This is a genomic window from Pelagerythrobacter marinus (assembly GCF_009827515.1).
Lineage (GTDB): Bacteria > Pseudomonadota > Alphaproteobacteria > Sphingomonadales > Sphingomonadaceae > Pelagerythrobacter > Pelagerythrobacter marinus.
The window spans coordinates 74,289-91,351 of the sequence record NZ_WTYO01000002.1 but is presented as its reverse complement, the minus strand read 5'-3'; the positions used below and the strand labels follow the sequence as shown (position 1 = coordinate 91,351).

General features: G+C 68.3%; 15 protein-coding genes and 3 tRNA genes. 10 read left to right on the top strand and 8 right to left on the bottom strand.

What is annotated here, in order from left to right:
• Positions 1-111: 111 nt before the first annotated feature.
• Genes secF through yajC form a run of 3 tightly spaced genes read right to left on the bottom strand, consistent with a single transcriptional unit; the run spans position 112 to position 3,031 of the window.
• A complete protein-coding gene (gene secF, locus GRI72_RS04265; protein WP_160732709.1) occupies positions 112-1,089 on the bottom strand; it encodes a protein translocase subunit SecF in 978 nt (325 codons plus the stop codon).
• Between the two features lie 12 nt (positions 1,090-1,101).
• Positions 1,102-2,697: a protein translocase subunit SecD gene (gene secD / locus GRI72_RS04260; protein WP_160732708.1), complete on the bottom strand. Its 1,596-nt coding sequence runs from the start codon at positions 2,695-2,697 to the stop codon at positions 1,102-1,104.
• Between the two features lie 13 nt (positions 2,698-2,710).
• On the bottom strand, positions 2,711-3,031 hold the full coding sequence (gene yajC / locus GRI72_RS04255) for a preprotein translocase subunit YajC (RefSeq protein WP_160732707.1): 321 nt from the start codon (positions 3,029-3,031) through the stop codon (positions 2,711-2,713).
• Between the two features lie 209 nt (positions 3,032-3,240).
• Between yajC and GRI72_RS04250 the strand changes: the two genes are divergently transcribed.
• From GRI72_RS04250 to accC, 6 genes are all read left to right on the top strand, one after another.
• A tRNA-Pro gene (locus GRI72_RS04250) sits at positions 3,241-3,317 on the top strand.
• 89 nt (positions 3,318-3,406) lie between these two features.
• Positions 3,407-4,300, top strand: coding sequence for an HpcH/HpaI aldolase/citrate lyase family protein (locus GRI72_RS04245; RefSeq protein ID WP_237486785.1), 894 nt, complete (start codon positions 3,407-3,409; stop codon positions 4,298-4,300).
• A gap of 111 nt (positions 4,301-4,411) precedes the next feature.
• Positions 4,412-4,825, top strand: coding sequence for a holin family protein (locus GRI72_RS04240; protein WP_160732706.1), 414 nt, complete (start codon positions 4,412-4,414; stop codon positions 4,823-4,825).
• Between the two features lie 38 nt (positions 4,826-4,863).
• Positions 4,864-5,298, top strand: coding sequence for a type II 3-dehydroquinate dehydratase (locus GRI72_RS04235; protein ID WP_160733212.1), 435 nt, complete (start codon positions 4,864-4,866; stop codon positions 5,296-5,298).
• Between the two features lie 79 nt (positions 5,299-5,377).
• Complete coding sequence (gene accB, locus GRI72_RS04230) at positions 5,378-5,875, top strand: acetyl-CoA carboxylase biotin carboxyl carrier protein (RefSeq protein WP_160732705.1); 498 nt, start codon at positions 5,378-5,380, stop codon at positions 5,873-5,875.
• A gap of 8 nt (positions 5,876-5,883) precedes the next feature.
• The gene (accC, locus tag GRI72_RS04225) at positions 5,884-7,245 is read left to right on the top strand and encodes an acetyl-CoA carboxylase biotin carboxylase subunit (protein ID WP_160732704.1); all 1,362 of its coding nucleotides are present in this window, start codon (positions 5,884-5,886) and stop codon (positions 7,243-7,245) included.
• Between the two features lie 72 nt (positions 7,246-7,317).
• On the opposite strand, the gene GRI72_RS04220 is transcribed toward accC, so the two are convergent.
• The 3 genes from GRI72_RS04220 to GRI72_RS04210 form a co-directional block, all read right to left on the bottom strand.
• Complete coding sequence (locus GRI72_RS04220; protein ID WP_160732703.1) at positions 7,318-7,824, bottom strand: hypothetical protein; 507 nt, start codon at positions 7,822-7,824, stop codon at positions 7,318-7,320.
• A gap of 78 nt (positions 7,825-7,902) precedes the next feature.
• Positions 7,903-8,403 (bottom strand): tetratricopeptide repeat protein, encoded by a 501-nt coding sequence (locus tag GRI72_RS04215; RefSeq protein ID WP_160732702.1) that lies wholly within the window; start codon positions 8,401-8,403, stop codon positions 7,903-7,905.
• A gap of 129 nt (positions 8,404-8,532) precedes the next feature.
• Complete coding sequence (locus tag GRI72_RS04210) at positions 8,533-8,997, bottom strand: Lrp/AsnC family transcriptional regulator (RefSeq protein ID WP_160732701.1); 465 nt, start codon at positions 8,995-8,997, stop codon at positions 8,533-8,535.
• A gap of 210 nt (positions 8,998-9,207) precedes the next feature.
• Between GRI72_RS04210 and GRI72_RS04205 the strand changes: the two genes are divergently transcribed.
• The 4 genes from GRI72_RS04205 to GRI72_RS04190 all read left to right on the top strand — a co-directional run bounded on the left by GRI72_RS04205 (position 9,208) and on the right by GRI72_RS04190 (position 12,246).
• Complete coding sequence (locus GRI72_RS04205) at positions 9,208-10,986, top strand: histidine kinase dimerization/phospho-acceptor domain-containing protein (protein ID WP_160732700.1); 1,779 nt, start codon at positions 9,208-9,210, stop codon at positions 10,984-10,986.
• 32 nt (positions 10,987-11,018) lie between these two features.
• Positions 11,019-12,017 (top strand): polysaccharide deacetylase family protein, encoded by a 999-nt coding sequence (locus GRI72_RS04200; RefSeq protein WP_160732699.1) that lies wholly within the window; start codon positions 11,019-11,021, stop codon positions 12,015-12,017.
• A 54-nt stretch (positions 12,018-12,071) separates the two neighbouring features.
• Positions 12,072-12,148: transfer RNA gene (locus GRI72_RS04195), tRNA-Ile, on the top strand.
• Positions 12,149-12,169: 21 nt separating this feature from the next.
• Positions 12,170-12,246, top strand: a tRNA-Pro gene (locus GRI72_RS04190).
• Positions 12,247-12,393: 147 nt separating this feature from the next.
• Here the strand turns inward: GRI72_RS04190 and GRI72_RS04185 are convergent.
• Together GRI72_RS04185 and GRI72_RS04180 are read right to left on the bottom strand one after the other, a co-directional pair.
• Positions 12,394-15,237, bottom strand: coding sequence for a TonB-dependent receptor plug domain-containing protein (locus GRI72_RS04185; protein ID WP_237486783.1), 2,844 nt, complete (start codon positions 15,235-15,237; stop codon positions 12,394-12,396).
• Positions 15,238-15,381: 144 nt separating this feature from the next.
• The gene (locus GRI72_RS04180) at positions 15,382-17,007 is read right to left on the bottom strand and encodes an N-acyl-D-amino-acid deacylase family protein (RefSeq protein ID WP_160732698.1); all 1,626 of its coding nucleotides are present in this window, start codon (positions 17,005-17,007) and stop codon (positions 15,382-15,384) included.
• Between the last annotated feature and the right edge of the window lie 56 nt (positions 17,008-17,063).

Sequence of the window (17,063 nt, the reverse complement as noted above, 5' to 3'; positions counted from 1 at the left end):
GGCGGCGCCCCGCAGCAGGACGTTCGCGGCCCGCACGCCGTTCGCACGGCGCGCGGTCAGGCCCGATTTCTCAGGCCCGATCTGTCAGGCCCGATCTGTCAGGCCCGACTTTCAGGCCTCGCCCCGAGCGATCTTTTCCTGCTTGTCCGCCTCGGTCTCGGTCGGGACGAAGCTGTTCGAATCGACCCCCAGCCAGATCAGGATCGGCGCGGCCATGTAGACCGAGCTGTAAGTGCCGACGAAGATCCCCAGCGTGATCGCCGCGACCATGCCGAACAGGCTGGCCGGGCCGAACAGCAGCAGCGGGACCAGCGCGATCAGCAGCGTCAGCGAGGTCATCACGGTACGCGCCAGCGTCTCGTTCACCGACAGGTCGAGCAGCTCGGGCGTCTGCATCTTGCGGTACTTCTTCAGGTTCTCGCGGATGCGGTCGTAGACGACGATCGTGTCGTTCAGCGAATAGCCGATGATCGCCAGGATAGCGGCGATGATCTGCAGGCTGAATTCGAGCTGGAACAGCGCGAACATGCCCAGCGTCAGCGAGACGTCGTGGAACAGCGCGAACAGCGCGCCGACCCCGAACTGCCATTCGAACCGGATCCAGATGTAGAGCGCGACCGCCAGCATGGCCGCGATCAGCGCGAAGGCCGCGTCGCTGCGGAATTCGTCGGAGACCTTGCCCGAGACGTTCTCGTTCCCGTCGAGCCGGAAATCGGCGAACCCGCTTTCCAGCTCGGCGACGATGGCATTGGCGATGTTCTGCGCCGCTTCGGGGTTGCCTTCCGCGCTGTCGGGCAGCGGGACGCGGATCGAGACCTGGTTGTCCTCGCCGAAGCGCTGGACGATCGGCTCGCCATATCCCAGCTCGGCGACCGTCTCGCGAAGCTCGCCCACGGGGGCCTGCTCGCTTTCGGTGAAGGTCGCGGTGATGTTCAGCCCGCCGGCGAAATCGACGCCGTAGTTCAGCCCCTTGGTCAGCACGAGGCCCCAGCTCGCCGCGATCAGCAGCATGCTGACGACGTAGAACGGGATGCGCCAGCGCAGGAAGCGGATGTTGGTATCGTCGGGGACGAGTTTGAGCAGTTTCATCGGTCGTCTCCCTTAAATGTGCAGGTCTTGCGGGCGCGCCTTGCGCAGCCATCCGGCCACCCACATGCGGGTGAGCGCGACCGCGGTGAAGACGCTGGTGAACAGGCCGATCACCAGGACGACCGCGAAGCCGCGGATCGGGCCGGTGCCGAACATGAACAGCAGGACGCCGGCGATGAAGTTGGTGATATTGGCGTCGAAGATCGCGCGGCTCGCCTCGCGATAGCCGTTCTCCACCGCGGCGATCACGCGCCGCCCGCGCTTGCGTTCCTCGCGTATTCGCTCGTTGATCAGGACATTGGCGTCCACCGCCGCGCCGATCGTCAGGACGAAACCGGCAATGCCCGGCAGGGTCAGCGTCGTGTTCATCAGCGCCATGATCCCCAGGATCATCAGCACGTTGAAGACCAGCGCGATCGTCGCATAGACGCCGAAGCGGCCGTACGACGCGATCATCAGGGTCACGACCGCGATCGAGCCGACCAGCATGGCGAGGAGGCCGAGACGGATCGATTCGGCGCCGAGGTCGGGGCCGACCGTGCGTTCCTCCACCACCGTCAGGTCGACCGGCAGCGCGCCGGACTGGAGCGAGATCGCCAGCTGCTGCGCGCTCTCGGGCGTGAAGTTGCCCGAAATCTCCGACACGCCGGAAAGGATGCGGTCCTGGATCACCGGCGCCGAGATGACTTCGCCGTCGAGGATGATCGCGAACTGCTTGCCCACGTTCTCCGACGTCAGCTTGGCGAAGCGATTGCCGCCCTGCTGGTCGAACTGGATGACGACGACGTCCTGGTTATCCTGGTTGCGGCTGGCCTGGGCGCGGATCAGCGATCCGCCGTCGATCCCGCCGAGGCGGTAGACGGCCACGTTCTGCCCGGCGAAGCCGCTGTCGGCCGCATAGGGGAAGATCTGCTGCCCCGGCTCGGCAATGCCCTGGGCCAGGTCGGTCTGCAGCGCGTTCTCGTTGACCAGCTTGAATTCCAGCTTGGCCGTGCGCCCGACCAGTTCCTTGACCTGGTCCGGGTCCTGCAGGCCGGGGACCTGCACGACGATGCGGTTGTCGCCCTGGCGGATGATCGTCGGCTCGCGCGTGCCGAGCGCGTTGATGCGCCGGTCGATCACGTCCTGCGAGGAATCCATCGCCGCGTTCAGCGCGGCGTCGAGCCCCGCCTCGGTCGGGGTGAGGATGATGCGGGTTTCATCGACGACCGAGAGATCCCACTCGCGCACCAGCCCTTCGCCGTTGAGCAGCGGTTCGAGCAGGCCGCGCGCGCGATCGACGTCGGCCACGCTCTCGACCATGAAGCTCAGCCGCCCGCCGGCCGTGGAGACGTCGCCGAAGTTCACCCCGGGCTCGGCCCGGCGGAGGGTCGAGCGAACCGATTCCTCCATGTTGCGAAGGCGCTGGCTCGCGACTTCGGCGGGGTCGGCTTCAAGCAGGATGTGGCTGCCGCCGGCAAGGTCGAGCCCGAGGTTGACCTCCGGGTCGGGCAGGGCCGCGGGCCAGCGTGCGCCCGAAAGCGAGAAGATCGAGGGCAGCGCCAGCGCCGTCAGGGCCAGCGTCAGCCCCCAGAACCAGCCACGCTTCCAGAGCGGGAAATCGAGCATTCGCCGGCCTCGCTCAGTCGTTCGCCGCGGCGCCGCCCGGCGGCACGACGTCGCCGATCGTGTTCTTGACCGTCTTGACGCGGACGCCCTGCGCGATCTCGATATCGGCGTAGTGATCGTCCACCTTGACGACCTTGCCCACGATGCCGCCGGCGGTGACGACCTGGTCGCCCTTCTTGATACCGGCGATCTTTTCGCGGTGCTGCTTCTGCTGGCGCATCTGCGGGCGGATGATCAGGAACCAGAAGATCGCGATCATGCCGACGATCGGAAGCCATTGGATCCACGCAGGCGGCGCCTCTGCGCTGGCCGCGGCGGCAAGGAAATCGAGCATGAAAATGTGCCTATCGAACTTGAGCCAAGAACTGTGCGGGGACGCACCCGGCCCGTGCGTTGCAGGACCTTCCGCCTCCCCGGCGATCAAGTGGGCGCGCCTAGCAGCATTGCAAGATGAGGGCAACGAATCGCGCATCGTGCACACACCGAAGATCGGCGCTTGCCAGCGCCCGGCCCGCCCCCTATAGGGCCGCCCTCCACTGGATACGGGACGTAGCGCAGCCTGGTAGCGCATCACACTGGGGGTGTGGGGGTCGCTGGTTCGAATCCAGTCGTCCCGACCAGTGGAATTCCTCCGACATCGAAGACCGTTCCCGGGGCTTGCGCCCCTGCCGCTTCGCCCCTAGCGCGCGCGGCATAGGAGGATCTGCCGATGAGCGCGCCCACCCCCGCCCTGCCCCGCATGCGATCGTGGCTGTTCGCCCCGGGCGACAGCGAGCGCAAGATGGCCAAGGCCGCCGATGGCGCGGCCGATATCGTCCTGCTCGACCTGGAAGATTCGGTCGCCCCCGACAGCAAGCCGGCGGCGCGCGCGATGGTGCGCGATTTCCTCGCCGCGCGCGAGGATCGGCGGCGGCTGTGGGTCAGGGTCAATCCCCTGTCGGGGGGCGAGACGCTGGCCGACCTCGAAGCCGTCATGCCTGCCGCGCCGGGTGGGATCATGCTGCCCAAGGCCGAAGGGCGCACCGATGTCGAGGCGCTCGACGCCCATCTCTCGCGGCTGGAAAGCGCGCACGGGATCGCCGCCGGGCAGACCCGCGTGGCCGCGCTGGTGACCGAGACCCCGCGGGCGATGTTCCGCACCGGCGACTACGAGGGCGCGCCGCGGCTGGCCGCGATGAGCTGGGGCGCGGAGGACCTGTCCTCCGCGCTCGGCGCGCGCGTCCAGTTCGGGCCCGACGGACGTTACATGCCGACGTTCGAGCTGGCGCGCAGCCTCTGCCTGCTCGGCGCGGCGGCGGCCGGGGTCGCACCGATCGAGACGATCCAGGCCGATTTCCGCGACTTGGAGGGCTTGCGCGAACGCGCGCGGACCGTGCGCGGCCAGGGCTATCGCGGGATGCTCGCGATCCACCCGGCGCAAGTCGAGGTGATCAACGCGGCCTTCACCCCGGGCGAGGAGGAGATCGCCCATGCGCGCAAGGTGATCGCGGCCTTCGCCGCGAACCCCGGCGCGGGCACGGTCGGGCTGGACGGGGCCATGCTCGACCGGCCGCACCTCGCGCTCGCGCACAACCTGCTGGCGGACGCGGGCCTCGAGGCCTGAGGGAGAAAAAGCACCTGAGGGCGATAAAGCACCCGGGGGCGAAAAAGCATTTTCCTACACTAACCGATATGGTTATCTGATGGCGCGACTCGCACCCATGGAGATCGCGTCATGCCCCTGCTCGAATCGCTCATCGCCCCGCTTTCGACGATTATCGACAAGGTGATTCCCGACAAGGACGCGCGCGCCCGCGCCAAGCTGGAACTGCTCCGGCTGGAGGGGACGCAGGAACTGCGCCAGATCGAGGCCCGCCTCTCGGCCATCGTGGCCGAGGCGAACGCGCGCGATCCCTGGACCAGCCGCGCCCGGCCCAGCTTCCTCTACGTCATGTATGTCCTGCTGCTGTTCGCCCTGCCGATGGGCGTCCTCTCCGCCTTCGACCCGGCTGCCGCGCGCAATATCGCCAGCGGGATCACCGCCTACCTGCGCGGCCTGCCCGAAGAGCTCTACATGCTCTTCGGCACCGGCTACCTCGGCTATACCGCCGCGCGGCAATGGGGAAAGGCGAAGGGCGTCGACAGCTGAGGGCCCGCCACGCTAAGCGCAGCGGCATGAGCGTTCCGATCACCGATACCGTCTATGTCCTCAACGGGCCCAATCTCAATCTCCTGGGCCTGCGCGAACCGGAGATCTACGGTTCGGACACGCTCGACGACATTGCCGCCATGCTGGAAGACCGCGCCCGCGAACTGGGCCTGGCGATCGACATGCGCCAGACCAACCACGAGGGGATGCTGGTCGACTGGCTGCACGAGGCGCAGGCGGAAGGGGCGCGGGCGGTCCTCCTCAACCCAGCCGCCTATACCCATACCTCGATCGCGCTGCTCGACGCGGTCAGGGCGATCCGCACCCCGGTGATCGAGGTGCACTTGTCCGACCCCGCCACGCGCGAGCCGTTTCGCCACCAGTCCTACGTCGGCATGGCCGCGGCGCGCACGGTCAAGGGGCTGGGCGCGCGATCCTATCTCGTCGCGCTGGATGCCGTCGCGGAATTGTAACCTTGCGCCCGCCGCCCCCCTTGCCAGCCGGGGCCGAGCCGCGCATAGGCGGGCGCTCGAAACGAACAAGGGTTGTTTGATGGCCGAGAACAAAGGCAGCGCCGGGCGCAAGTCCGGCATGGACGTCGATACCGCGCTGGTCCGCGAGCTGGCCGAAATGCTTGCGGACACCGGGCTTACCGAAATCGAGGTCGAGGATGGCGACCGCAAGGTCCGCGTGTCGCGCGGCGGCATGGCCGCTGCGCCCGCCGCCTTCGCACCGCCGGCACCGGCCCCCGCCCCGGCTGCATCGGCCGCGGCCCCTGCGGCAGAGGCCGCCCCCGCCCCGGCGGCGGACGATCACGCCGGCGCGCTGAAATCGCCGATGGTGGGCACCGTCTATCTCGCCGCGGAGCCGGGCGCCGATCCCTTCGTCAAGGTCGGCGACAGCGTGAAGCAGGGCGATACCCTGCTGATCGTCGAGGCGATGAAGGTGATGAACCCGATCACCGCCGACAAGGCCGGCACGGTCAAGGCGATCCTGGTGGACAACGCGCAGCCGGTCGAATTCGACCAGCCGCTGGTCGTCATCGGCTGAGGCGAACCGTGGGCATTTCCCGAATCCTGATTGCCAACCGCGGCGAAATCGCGCTTCGCATCCACCGCGCGGCGCACGAGATGGGCATCGAGACCGTCGCCGTCCATTCGACCGCCGATGCCGACGCCATGCACGTGCGCCTGGCCGACCACGCCGTGTGCATCGGCCCGCCGCCCGCCACCGACAGCTATCTCAACGTCGCCAACATCATCTCGGCGGCGGAGATCGCGCAGGCCGACGCGATCCACCCCGGTTACGGCTTCCTGTCGGAAAACGCCAAGTTCGCCGAGATCGTCGAGGCGCACGACATCAAGTGGATCGGGCCCAAGCCCGAACATATCCGCACGATGGGCGACAAGGTGGAAGCGAAGCGCACCGCCGGCGCGCTGGGCCTGCCGCTGGTGCCCGGCAGCGACGGCGCCGTTTCCGATTACGACGAGGCGCGCCGGATCGCGCGCGAGATCGGCTATCCGGTGATCATCAAGGCCGCCAGCGGCGGCGGCGGGCGCGGGATGAAGGTCTGCGAGGGCGAGGACCAGCTCGAAAGCCTGATGAAACAGGCCGGGAGCGAGGCCAAGGCCGCCTTCGGCGATGCGACCGTCTATATCGAGAAGTATCTCGGCAATCCGCGCCACATCGAATTCCAGGTGTTCGGCGACGGGCGCGGCGGCGCGATCCACCTGGGCGAGCGCGACTGCTCGCTCCAGCGGCGCCACCAGAAAGTGCTCGAGGAAGCGCCCTCCCCGGTCATCACGCCGGAAGAACGCGATCGCATGGGCGGTGTCTGCGCGAAGGCGATGGCCGACATGGGCTATCGCGGCGCCGGGACGATCGAGTTCCTGTGGGAAGACGGCGAGTTCTACTTCATCGAGATGAACACCCGCCTGCAGGTCGAACACCCGGTGACCGAGATGATCACCGGGATCGACCTGGTGCGCGAACAGATCCGCATCGCCGACGGCAAGGACCTGTCGGTCACTCAGGACGAGATCACCTTCACCGGCCACGCGATCGAATGCCGCCTGAACGCGGAAGACCCGTGGACCTTCGCCCCCTCGCCGGGCACGGTGAACTACTATCACGCCGCGGGCGGCATGCACGTGCGCGTCGATAGCGGGCTCTACGCCGGCTATCGCATCCCGCCCTATTACGATTCGATGATCGCCAAGCTGATCGTCTACGGCCGCAACCGCGAACGGTGCATCATGCGCCTGCGTCGCGCGCTGGAGGAAATGGTGGTCGAGGGCGTGAAGACCTCGATCCCGCTCCATCAGGAACTGATCAAGCAGCCCGACGTGCTGAGCGGCGACTATTCGATCAAGTGGCTGGAACAATGGCTGAAGGAACGCAGCGCCGACAGCCAGGCGTGACGGACAAGAATCCGCCCCGTTTCCGCGGCAGGAGGCGCGAGCGGGGAAGATCGCCGCGATCGGTCGGGCGACTCATGGCCGGCTCCCGTGGCGCTGCTCCGCGGCCTTCCTGAGGTCGTCGAGCGTCTGCCCCGGGCCGGGCGTCAGGTATGCGGGGGCTGGCGCCTCGCCTGCCGGGCACATCCCCGGCCGGGCGCCGCCTTCGATCCGCAAGATGTTGTAGGTGCCCTGGGCGTTGCGCCGCAGCCACCACTTCCTTGTTCCAAGATCGTCGCGCCAATAACTGTGCTGGACAGAAAGAGCGGCGATCTCTCCATCGATGATCTGACCTGCAACGACGCGCTCGATCCGCAGGTCTATGAAGTACGGCCAAGACATTACATGGCCGTTGTATTCGGGATCGGGGAAATCGCCCGGAACCTGGCCGACAACTTCGGCGAGCACCAGGGCGTCGAAACAATCCCGCGCGGAACTGCCGGGCCCCGCCCCGGTCAAAGCGGCGCAGCCGGCTGCCGCGAATGCGGCAACTCCAGCAACGATCCTCGCCCGCTTCATCGGCATGTCATCGCTGGGCTTCATCAAGCGATCCGGCAATCGCCGTCATTCCAGCGCCGTCATTCCAGCGAAACGCCCGGTTCGTGCCTGCCGGCCGGAACGTCAGGCTGCGAGCCGGCGCAGTTCGTCCGCAGCAGCGCCCGCGACATGCCTGTCCCCCGAATCGCGCGCCTTTGCCAGCCAGAAGGCGGCCAGCCCCTGATCGGGATCGACGCCCCATCCCCGGGAAAACGCCACGCCGACGAGCAGCATCGAACGACTGTCCCCGATGACTGCGGCTTCGTAGAACCACCCGAGAGCCCTGGCGGAATCGACCGGCACGCCGTTGCCTTCGGCATAAAGCCAGCCGAGCTCGCGCATTGCCCAACTCTCACCGGCATCGGCCAGTTTCAGCAGCAGGGGTACTGCCTCGGCAAATTCGCGTTGGCGCAGCTTGGCGATCACCATGCCGCGATCGGTATCGCCACCGGAATAACTGATCGTCGCATCGCCCGGACGACTCTCATTGATCAATCCGGAGAGCGAAGGCTCGGCCTTCGCGGCCACCGGAAGGCTGGCTGCGAGGAGACAGGGAAGACAAGTCAACGAAAGGGAAATGCGCATGGCAGCCTCCATAAATCGAGTAGAGAGTGCCATGTACGATGATCGTGGTCAAATCGGCTATTCGGCGCCCGATTATTGCAAGTCGAGGCGATTCCAGTCGCTCAACTCTCCAACGACTTGGGGAAAGGACTACTCCAGCGGAACGCCCGGTTCGTGCTTGCTGGTCCGGATCGTCAGGCTGGTCTTCACGCTGGCCACGTTGGGGGCCGGGGTCAGCTTGCTGGTCAGGAATTCCTGGAAACTCTGCAGGTCGCGGCTGACGATCTTGAGGATGAAGTCGATCTCGCCGTTGAGCATGTGGACTTCGCGCACTTCGGCCAGTTCCTGCATGTGCGTTTCGAACTCGCGCAGCGCATCTTCGGCCTGGCTCTTCAGGCTCACCATCGCGAAGACGGTGATCGCGAAGCCCAGTTTCGATGCGTCCAGCTCCGCGTGGTAGCCGCGGATCACGCCTTCTTCTTCCAGCGCGCGGACCCGGCGCAGGCAGGGGGGCGCGGTCAGGCCGACGCGATGCGCCAGTTCCACGTTCGTCACGCGCCCTTCGTTCTGCAACTCGGCCAGCAGGCGCCGATCGATCTCGTCCAGATTCGCCATTGCGGGTGCCCCCACGTCTGCCGCGCAATGCGCGCGACCCCTTCTGCAACTAAACGGCGCGGCTATTGCTCGCTGCCTAATATTATTAGCCTTGCCAGCAATTGTCCCGCTTTGCAACGCAGTCTGCGGCGCCATGCCCGTAGTGGTGGAAACTGCTAGAACGATGCGTTCACGGGGCCCTGGCAAGGGCCTATGCCGTTTCGGAGATCCATGCAGTTCGACGACCGCCTCGCCACAGTGTTGCGCCACCGCGCGGGCAGCGGGCGCGCGGCGCGTACGCAGTTCCGGCAGTTGCTCGACCTGCTGGGTGCGCGGCGCGGCGGTTTCGAGCGCGGGCTGACGTCGGCCGCCTGGCTGCGCCTCGGCGCGCTGGGCGAGGCTATCCCCCCGGGCGAACGGGCGGCGATGATTCGCGATCGCGGCTGGCACTTCCGCAACCCCGAACTGGCGGCCCACCTGGCGGAAGACGAACCCGAAGTGGCCGCCGCCGCGCTGTCGCGGGCCGACCTGGTCGAAGAAGACTGGGAAGCGCTGATCCCGCGCCTGCCGGTGCGCGCGCGCGGGTTCCTGCGGCTGCGGCGCGACCTGCCGCCCGGCGCGGTCGAGCTGCTCGAGCGGCTGGGCATCCACGATCGCGGCCTGCCCCTTCCCGGGCCCGCGGAGGCGGACGAGACGGTGGCGGAGGCTCGCGCGCCGCAACCGGCGCCGCCTTCTGCGGCCGAAGGCATTGAATCGACTGCCGAGCGCGCTTTCGTCGCCACGCCGGCCAACGACGAGGGCGCGCCCGACGCGGACGAGGAAACCGCGATCGGCGCGCTCGTCCGGCGGATCGAGGCGTTCCAGCGCGCCCGCTCGGAAAAGCCCGCGGCCGATCCATCCCCGCGCCTGCCTCTGGACGAAGAGGACGAAGGCGACCTGCCGCCGCTGCGCGGTTTCGCCTTCACGACCGATGCCGCCGGGCGGATCGACTGGGCCGAGCCGGGCGTCGCCCCGATGGTCGTCGGTACGCGCCTTTCCGGCGAGGCCGCGCGCCGCGCGCTGCGCACCTGGCAGCGGCTGGACGGCGCGCGGATCGCGCTGCGCGGCGCGGAGCCGGTCGCGGGCGAATGGATCGTCGATGCCGCGCCGCGCTTCGCCGCCCCCGGCGGCCATTTCTACGGCCTCGCGGGGAAGTTCCGGCGCCCGGCCCTCCAATGCGCCCCCGGGGCCGCAAGGGGCGGCGGGTCGGGCAACACGGGGGGCAACACGGGGGCCGACCCGGGGGGCGAGAGCGACCGCATCCGCCAGTTGCTCCACGAGTTGCGCACGCCGGTCAATGCGATCCAGGGCTTCGCCGAGGTCATCCAGCAGCAGGTCTTCGGCGAGGTGCCGCACGAATACCGGGCGCTGGCCGCGAATATCGCCGGCGATGCCGCGCGGATGCTGGCCGGGTTCGACGAGCTCGACCGCCTGGCGCGGATCGAGACCGGCGCGCTCGAACCGGCAGAGGGGGAATGCGACTTCGCCCGCCTCTGCCGCGGGCTGGCGAAGCAGCTGGAAAGCGTGCTGGCGCCGCGCCTTTCCGGGTTCGAGCTGGACATTCCCGCCGGCCCGGCGATCGTGCCGCTCGCCCTGCGCGAGGGGGAGGCGCTTGCCTGGCGCTTTCTCGCCACGCTCGCCACCGCGCTGGGTGCGGGGGAGACGGTCGCGCTGTCGCTGTCCGGCGAGAGCGGGGTCATGCGGCTCGACGCGGGGCTCCCGGCGAGCCTGGCGGCGGAAGAGGATGTCTTCGCCGCGGTGCCGCAGGCCAGCCAGGGCGCGCTGAGCGCGGGCATGTTCGGCGCCGGGTTCGCGCTCCGCCTGGTCCGGGCCGAGGCGGGTCTCGCCGGCGGGGACCTGCAACGTGTGGACGACACGCTGCGCCTGGCGCTGCCGCTCTTGACCGCGTCGGGCCGCGATTCTAGCGCCATGACCGAGCGCGAGCAGAAGCGAACCCCCGAAGCGCGCTGATCGCTGCGGATTTCCGCTGGAGAAACAGCGCCTTGAACAAGCCCGTCTATTCCCTCCCCCCCGCCGGCCCCCGCGCCCGTTTCGCGCCCGAATTCGGCCGCAGGGTCCTGCTGACCGTCGATACGGAGGAGGAATTCGACTGGGGCGGCCCCTTCACCCGCGACCGGCACGGGCTGCGCCACGTCCCGCGCCTGCGCAATTTCCAGGAGTTCTGCGAGGCGCAGGGGATCGTGCCGAGTTACCTCGTGGACTGGCCGATCGCCAATTCGACCGTCGCCAAGGACATCCTGGGCGATGCCATCGCCCGCGGCACGGCCGAAGTCGGGATACAGCTGCACCCCTGGGTCAATCCGCCGTTCGACGAGGACGTGGACGAGCGCAATTCCTATGCCGGCAACCTGCCGCCGGACCTGGAGCGGGCCAAGTTCCTGCAACTGCGCGACGCCATCGCGAAGAATTTCGGCACCAATCCCCAGCTCTACCGCGCCGGGCGCTACGGCTTCGGCTCCGCGACCACGCAGCTCCTGCGCGAGGCCGGGGTCGGGGTGGACACCTCGTTCCGCCCGCTGTTCGATTACCGCGCCGGGCACGGGCCGGACTACGCCGCCTATCCGCTCGAGCCCTTCTGGCTCGACGGGGAGATGTCGGTCCTCGAGCTGCCGCTGACGACGGTCTACTGGGGCATGTTGCGGCGGCAGGGGCGCCTGCTCTACCCCGCCCTCTCGCGAATGCCGCGCATGCGCGGGATCGCCGCGCGGCTGGGCCTGCTCGAACGCATCCCGCTGACGCCGGAAGGGACCACGGTGGACGACGCGATCCGCGGGCTCGACATGGCGATCGACGACGGGCTGCCGCTGATCGTGCTGTCGTTCCACAGCCCCTCGCTCGCGCTCGGCCACACGCCCTATGTCGAGACCGACGACGACCTCGACGCGCTCTACGACTGGTTCCGCGCGGTCTTCGCCTATCTCGCCCGGCACGACATCCGCCCGACCACGGTGGCGGAGATCATGCAGGCGGTCGTCGCCTGACGCTTGCGCGCCGACGCGCCGCGGGCTAGTCCGCCGGCGCCGAACGGTACCCGGGGGCCTGTAGCTCAGTTGGTTAGAGCTGGCCGCTCATAACGGCTAGGTCGCGGGTTCGAGTCCTGCCGGGCCCACCAGGTACCGCGGCAACCGTCGGTCGGGGAGTGGCGCAGTCCGGTAGCGCGCTTGCTTTGGGAGCAAGATGTCGCAGGTTCGAATCCTGTCTCCCCGACCAGCATTTCCCCCGACCATCATTTTCCCCGGCCTTCCCCGCACCGCACCGGCTCCTGCCGGGAGCGCCCGCAGCGCTGCGCCCGGCGGCGCGCAAAAAGAAGGGGGCGGCCAAGCCGCCCCCCAGGCAGGGATAGTCTTTCCCGGCAGGTCAGAACGCGATCGTCGCGCCGATCCGGAACGTGCGGCCCAGCAGGTCGAACAGCGACTGGTTGGTCGCCGGCGTGGCATAGGCGCTGCCGGCCGGGCCGGAGCCGACCACCGGCGGGTCCTTGTCCAGCAGGTTGCTGACCGCGAAGAACAGGCTGAGTTCGGACATGCCGAGGCTGAAGTCGTGATAGACCGAGGCATCGAGGTAGAACGCGCCGTCGATGTGGTTGGTGTTGATCGTGCGCGCCGTGGCCGAGGATTCGGGGCAGCCGGACGTGCATTCGACGAAGCTGTTGTCGTAGGTGCCCGAACTGATGCCGCGGCCGATCAGGTTCAGGCGCAGCGGCCCGTCGGCATAGCTCGCGATCATGCGATAGACGAACTCCGGATTGCCGTAGGCGGTGTTCTCGCCGACGATATCGATCGCCGGGTCGATCCCGTTGTCCACCGTGTTTTCGAGGTAGAGCGTGGCAATGCCCCGCAGGGTGAGCGCCCCGGCCCCCAGGTCGGTGCGATAGGACGTCTCGAAATCGAGGCCGCGGGCCCGCTGCGATGCGAAGTTGAACGGGCTTTCGAAAATCTGCAGGTTGGTGCCGAAATCGTTCGGCCCGCGCACGATCGCCGCGCAGTATTCGCTGACCCCTTCGTGACACCGGTCGATGATCGTCTGGGCGTCGAGCGAGTCGATCGCGTCCTTGATCTTGATGTCGTAGTAATCGACCGAGGCGGAAAAGCCCGGGAAGAAGCGCGGCTGGACGACGACCCCCACGCCCCACTGATCGGCCTTTTCCGGTTCGAGCCGCGGGTTGCCCGTGCTCGTGCCGGCGAAGGGGGTGGACTGGTTGTTGTTGAACGGATCGAGCACGGTGTTGGTCCGCGTCGAGCCGGCAGTGAACAGCTCCGCCAGGTTGGGCGCGCGGATATCGCGCGAGCGGGTGGCACGGAAACGCAGCCCGTCGATCGGCTCGAACGTTGCCCCCAGCTTCCAGGTGGTGACATAGCCGCTGGTCGAATAGTCGGTCGCGCGGATCGCGCCGTTCACGTCGAACCCGTCGAAGACCGGGGCGAGGACTTCGATGTACCCCTCGGTCACCGAGTAATCGCCGAAGCTGGGCAGGTAATTGCCGGTGAACCAGCCCGACTGGTACCGGTCCTCGACATAGCCGGAGACTTCCTCGGTCCGGTGCTCGCCGCCGATCGCGACCGACAGGGGCCCGGCAGGCAGGTCGAAGGCGGTGAACGAGAGGTTGGCGGCGACCACGTTCTGCTCGAACCGCTGCTTGCGGTAGAGATCGCCGAGGATCCAGTCGAGCGCCGCGGGATCGGCCACGCCGACGCCGAAACGGTTGAGCGGAACGCAGCCGTTGTCGGTATCGGTCAGGCTCGAACGGCACACGATCGTGCCCTGGGCCACGCCCAGGGCATTGCCCGCCGGGGCGAAGACCGCGTCGGTCGCCAGCGCGAAGCGCGTGTTGTTGGCAATGCCCAGCGCCTCTTCACGCGTATTGGCGATGCCCTTCTGGTAATAGACGTCCCAGCGGGCGTAATCGGCGAACAGCGGAAATTCGCCATTGGCCCCGACGACGTAGCGCTGGACCCCGCGCGTGGTGCGATTGGTGCGAATGCCCAGATCGGCGTTGGTCGTGCCGAAGCGGAAAGAGGTTTCGCCGGCGGCCAGCAGCGCGCTGCGCACTTCCTCGGGCAGGAAGGCATTGTCCGCCTGGATCGTGACATTGCCCTGGTTGCGGTGGATGCCGAGCTGCCCCTGGTTGACCGAGCGTGCATAGCTGCCCTGCGCGAAGACGTTGAGCCAGGGCGCGACTTCGTAGCTGATCCGGCCGAAGATGCTCTTGCGGTTTTCTTCCGGATCCAGCGACTGGGTGTCGTTCACCTGGGTCATGGCCCAGTCCCCGCCGATGATCCACGGATTGGCGACCGTGCCGAAATCGAACTGGCCGATCGCGCCGCCCTGCCCGAAGTAGAGGCCGCGCAGGGGGCCATCGGTGATCAGCCCGCCCGGCGTCGCGAGGCCGAGCCCGACCTGGTCGACGATCAGCCGCTCGGGCTCGCCATTGCCGGGCGCATATGCCGGGTTGGTGATCTGGTACCAGCCCTTGTCGTTCCAGTCGCGCGGCACGCCGTGCAGCCCGTCCTTCACCGCCAGTTCGCCGTTCAGCAGGATATGGCCGCGCCCGTCGGCGAAGGGCGTGCCGAACGTCAGGTCGAGCCGGTAGTTGGGCGCATCGCCATACGTCGTGATGCCCGCTTCGGCCCCGGCCTTGAGGCCGGTGAAATCCTCGTCGAGGATGAAGTTCACGACGCCGGTGACGGCATCGGACCCGTAAGCCGCCGAGGCGCCGCCGGTGACCACTTCGACCCCGGAGATCAGGCCCTGGGGAAAGGTGTTCACGTCAACCTGGCCGCCCAGCGCCGAGCCGACCGACCGCTGCCCGTTGAGCAGCACGAGCGTGCGATTGGTGCCGAGGCCGCGCAAGTTGATCGTGTTGAGGCCCGACGTGCCCGCGCTCATCGACAGGTTCGAACTGGCCGGGGTCGCGCTGCCGATGACCGAGGGGATCTGGTTCACGAAATCGGCGATATTGGCCGGGGCCGTCGCCTCGATGTCCTCGGTCTGGAGCACGGTCAGCGGGGTCGGCGCATTGTAGCCGTCGCGCTGGATGCGCGACCCGGTGACGACGATCAGGCCTTCGCCCGTCCCCGCCGCCTGCGTGTCCTCGCCGGGGGCCGCCTCGGCCGGCGGGGCGGCGTCCTGCGCCTGGGCCATCGATGCGCACAGGAGGCTGCCCGCCAGTGCGATGTGCGAAGTGATCAGTTTTCCCGTCATGTTCGTTCCCTTCGATATGGGCCTCGCGCACGGCCTCGGGCGCCAGGCTTTTTCGGCCTTTCCGCTCCGCCTCTTGCCGGGCGGGTTTCGTGCATCCTCCGGTGGATCGCCGCCTTTTCGCGGCGAGGTATTCCCGCCGCTGCCCTACGGCGCCGGGCAGTCGGCGCTGCGCGATCGTCGCGGAAGCGGGCGCCCCGCCGCCTTGCCGGTCGGCGCGCCGTCCTCCAGCGCGACAACGCCGTTGATCACCACCGTCTGCACGCCGGTGGAAAACAGCGTCGGCTCGAGGAAGTCGGCGCGCGGGGCGTAGTTCTCAGGATCGAAGACCACGACGTCGGCGAAGGCGCCTTCGCGCAAGCTGCCGCGCCCTTCGATCGAAAAGGCCCGGGCGGGCACGATCGTGCTCTGGTCGATGAACTGCCTGAGGTCGATCACCTGCCGTTCGCGCACGTAAGTGTCGTACTTGCGCGCATAGCTGGCGTAATAGCGCGGGTGCCCGGCCGACGCGTCGGAACTGGTCATGACCCAGGGCCGCACCATGAAGGCCGCGATGTCCGCCTCGTCCTGGTTGAACGAGGCAACGCCGGCTTCCGAACGGCGCAGGACGTCGATCGCCGCCTGCACCGGGTCGCCGCCGGCCGCGGGAGCGAGGTCTTCCAGCGTCTTGCCCAGCACGTCGGCCGGGCCGCGGGTGATCAGCAGCGAGGCGGGCCCGCCGCGGCGGCGCATGTTCTCCGCCATCTCGGTGCGGATGCGCGCCATCTGCGCCGGGTCGTCGAAGCGGGCGAGCATGGCCTCGCGCCCGCCGTCCTGCGCCCAGCGCGGCATCAGCGCGGCCGAAAGCCCGGTGCCCGAGGCGGGCCAGGGGTACTGGTCGGCATGGACCACCTGCCCTTCGGCGCGGGCGGCCTCGACCGCCTCGATCACCGCGCCCGCCTGGCCGTGAACGTCCACGCCCAGCGCCTTGATATGCGCGATGTGGACCGGGATGTCGGCCTGCTTGCCGATGTCGATCGCCTCGGCCACCGCGCCGGCCAGGCCGATCGTGTAGCTCGATTCGTCGCGGATATGGCTGTCGTAGATCCCGCCGTGGCGCGCGGCGACTTTCGCCAGGGTGACGACTTCGCCTTCCTCGGCATAGCTTTGCGGGGCGTAGAACAGCCCGGTCGAAAGACCCAGCGCGCCCTCGCACATCGCCTGGTGCGTCAGGGCGGCCATTTCGGCCAGCTCGTCTTCGGTCGGGGCGCGGTCGTCGCTGCCGATCACTTCGCCGCGCAAGGCGCCGAGGCCGACGTACGTGGCGAAATTGACGCCGTAATCGCGCCCGCTATCCCTGCCGAACGTGGCCGCGACATCGGGATCGCCGCGACCGTCCACGCCGATGAACGCGGTCGTCACGCCCTGGGTGATGAACGGCAGGACCAGCCGCGCGGCCGGGATGCGCGACATCAGGGCGCTGTCGGCATGGGTGTGCGGATCGATGAAACCCGGGGCGACGATCATGCCGTCGGCCGAAATGGTCCGCTGCGCGGCGTGGGGGTAGCGCGGGCCGGCATAGACGATCCGGTCGCCGGCGATCGCGATGTCGCCGGTGAAGGGATCGGCACCGCCCGGATAGATCGTGCCGCCGGTGATCAGGATATCGGCCCCGGCCTGCACCTCACCGGCCCGCACCGCCGCGTCCTGCGCGGCGGCGGGCGCGGCCAGAACCAGCGCGGCGCCCATCAGCCCGGCGATCCTGCCTGCGAACTTCGCTTGCGTAACTCTCATCCCGCCCTCCGTTTGTTACAGCAGTATTGCGAAAGCGGCCTCTCGCGGGAACACCC

Bases quoted from the DNA above. Each gene is read 5' to 3' on its own strand.
- secF (WP_160732709.1), bottom strand. From the start codon at position 1,089: ATGAAACTGCTCAAACTCGTCCCCGACGATACCAACATCCGCTTCCTG.
- secD (WP_160732708.1), bottom strand. From the start codon at position 2,697: ATGCTCGATTTCCCGCTCTGGAAGCGTGGCTGGTTCTGGGGGCTGACG.
- yajC (WP_160732707.1), bottom strand. From the start codon at position 3,031: ATGCTCGATTTCCTTGCCGCCGCGGCCAGCGCAGAGGCGCCGCCTGCG.
- GRI72_RS04245 (WP_237486785.1), top strand. From the start codon at position 3,407: ATGAGCGCGCCCACCCCCGCCCTGCCCCGCATGCGATCGTGGCTGTTC.
- GRI72_RS04240 (WP_160732706.1), top strand. From the start codon at position 4,412: ATGCCCCTGCTCGAATCGCTCATCGCCCCGCTTTCGACGATTATCGAC.
- accB (WP_160732705.1), top strand. From the start codon at position 5,378: ATGGCCGAGAACAAAGGCAGCGCCGGGCGCAAGTCCGGCATGGACGTC.
- GRI72_RS04220 (WP_160732703.1), bottom strand. From the start codon at position 7,824: ATGAAGCCCAGCGATGACATGCCGATGAAGCGGGCGAGGATCGTTGCT.
- GRI72_RS04215 (WP_160732702.1), bottom strand. From the start codon at position 8,403: ATGCGCATTTCCCTTTCGTTGACTTGTCTTCCCTGTCTCCTCGCAGCC.
- GRI72_RS04210 (WP_160732701.1), bottom strand. From the start codon at position 8,997: ATGGCGAATCTGGACGAGATCGATCGGCGCCTGCTGGCCGAGTTGCAG.
- GRI72_RS04205 (WP_160732700.1), top strand. From the start codon at position 9,208: ATGCAGTTCGACGACCGCCTCGCCACAGTGTTGCGCCACCGCGCGGGC.
- GRI72_RS04185 (WP_237486783.1), bottom strand. From the start codon at position 15,237: ATGACGGGAAAACTGATCACTTCGCACATCGCACTGGCGGGCAGCCTC.
- GRI72_RS04180 (WP_160732698.1), bottom strand. From the start codon at position 17,007: ATGAGAGTTACGCAAGCGAAGTTCGCAGGCAGGATCGCCGGGCTGATG.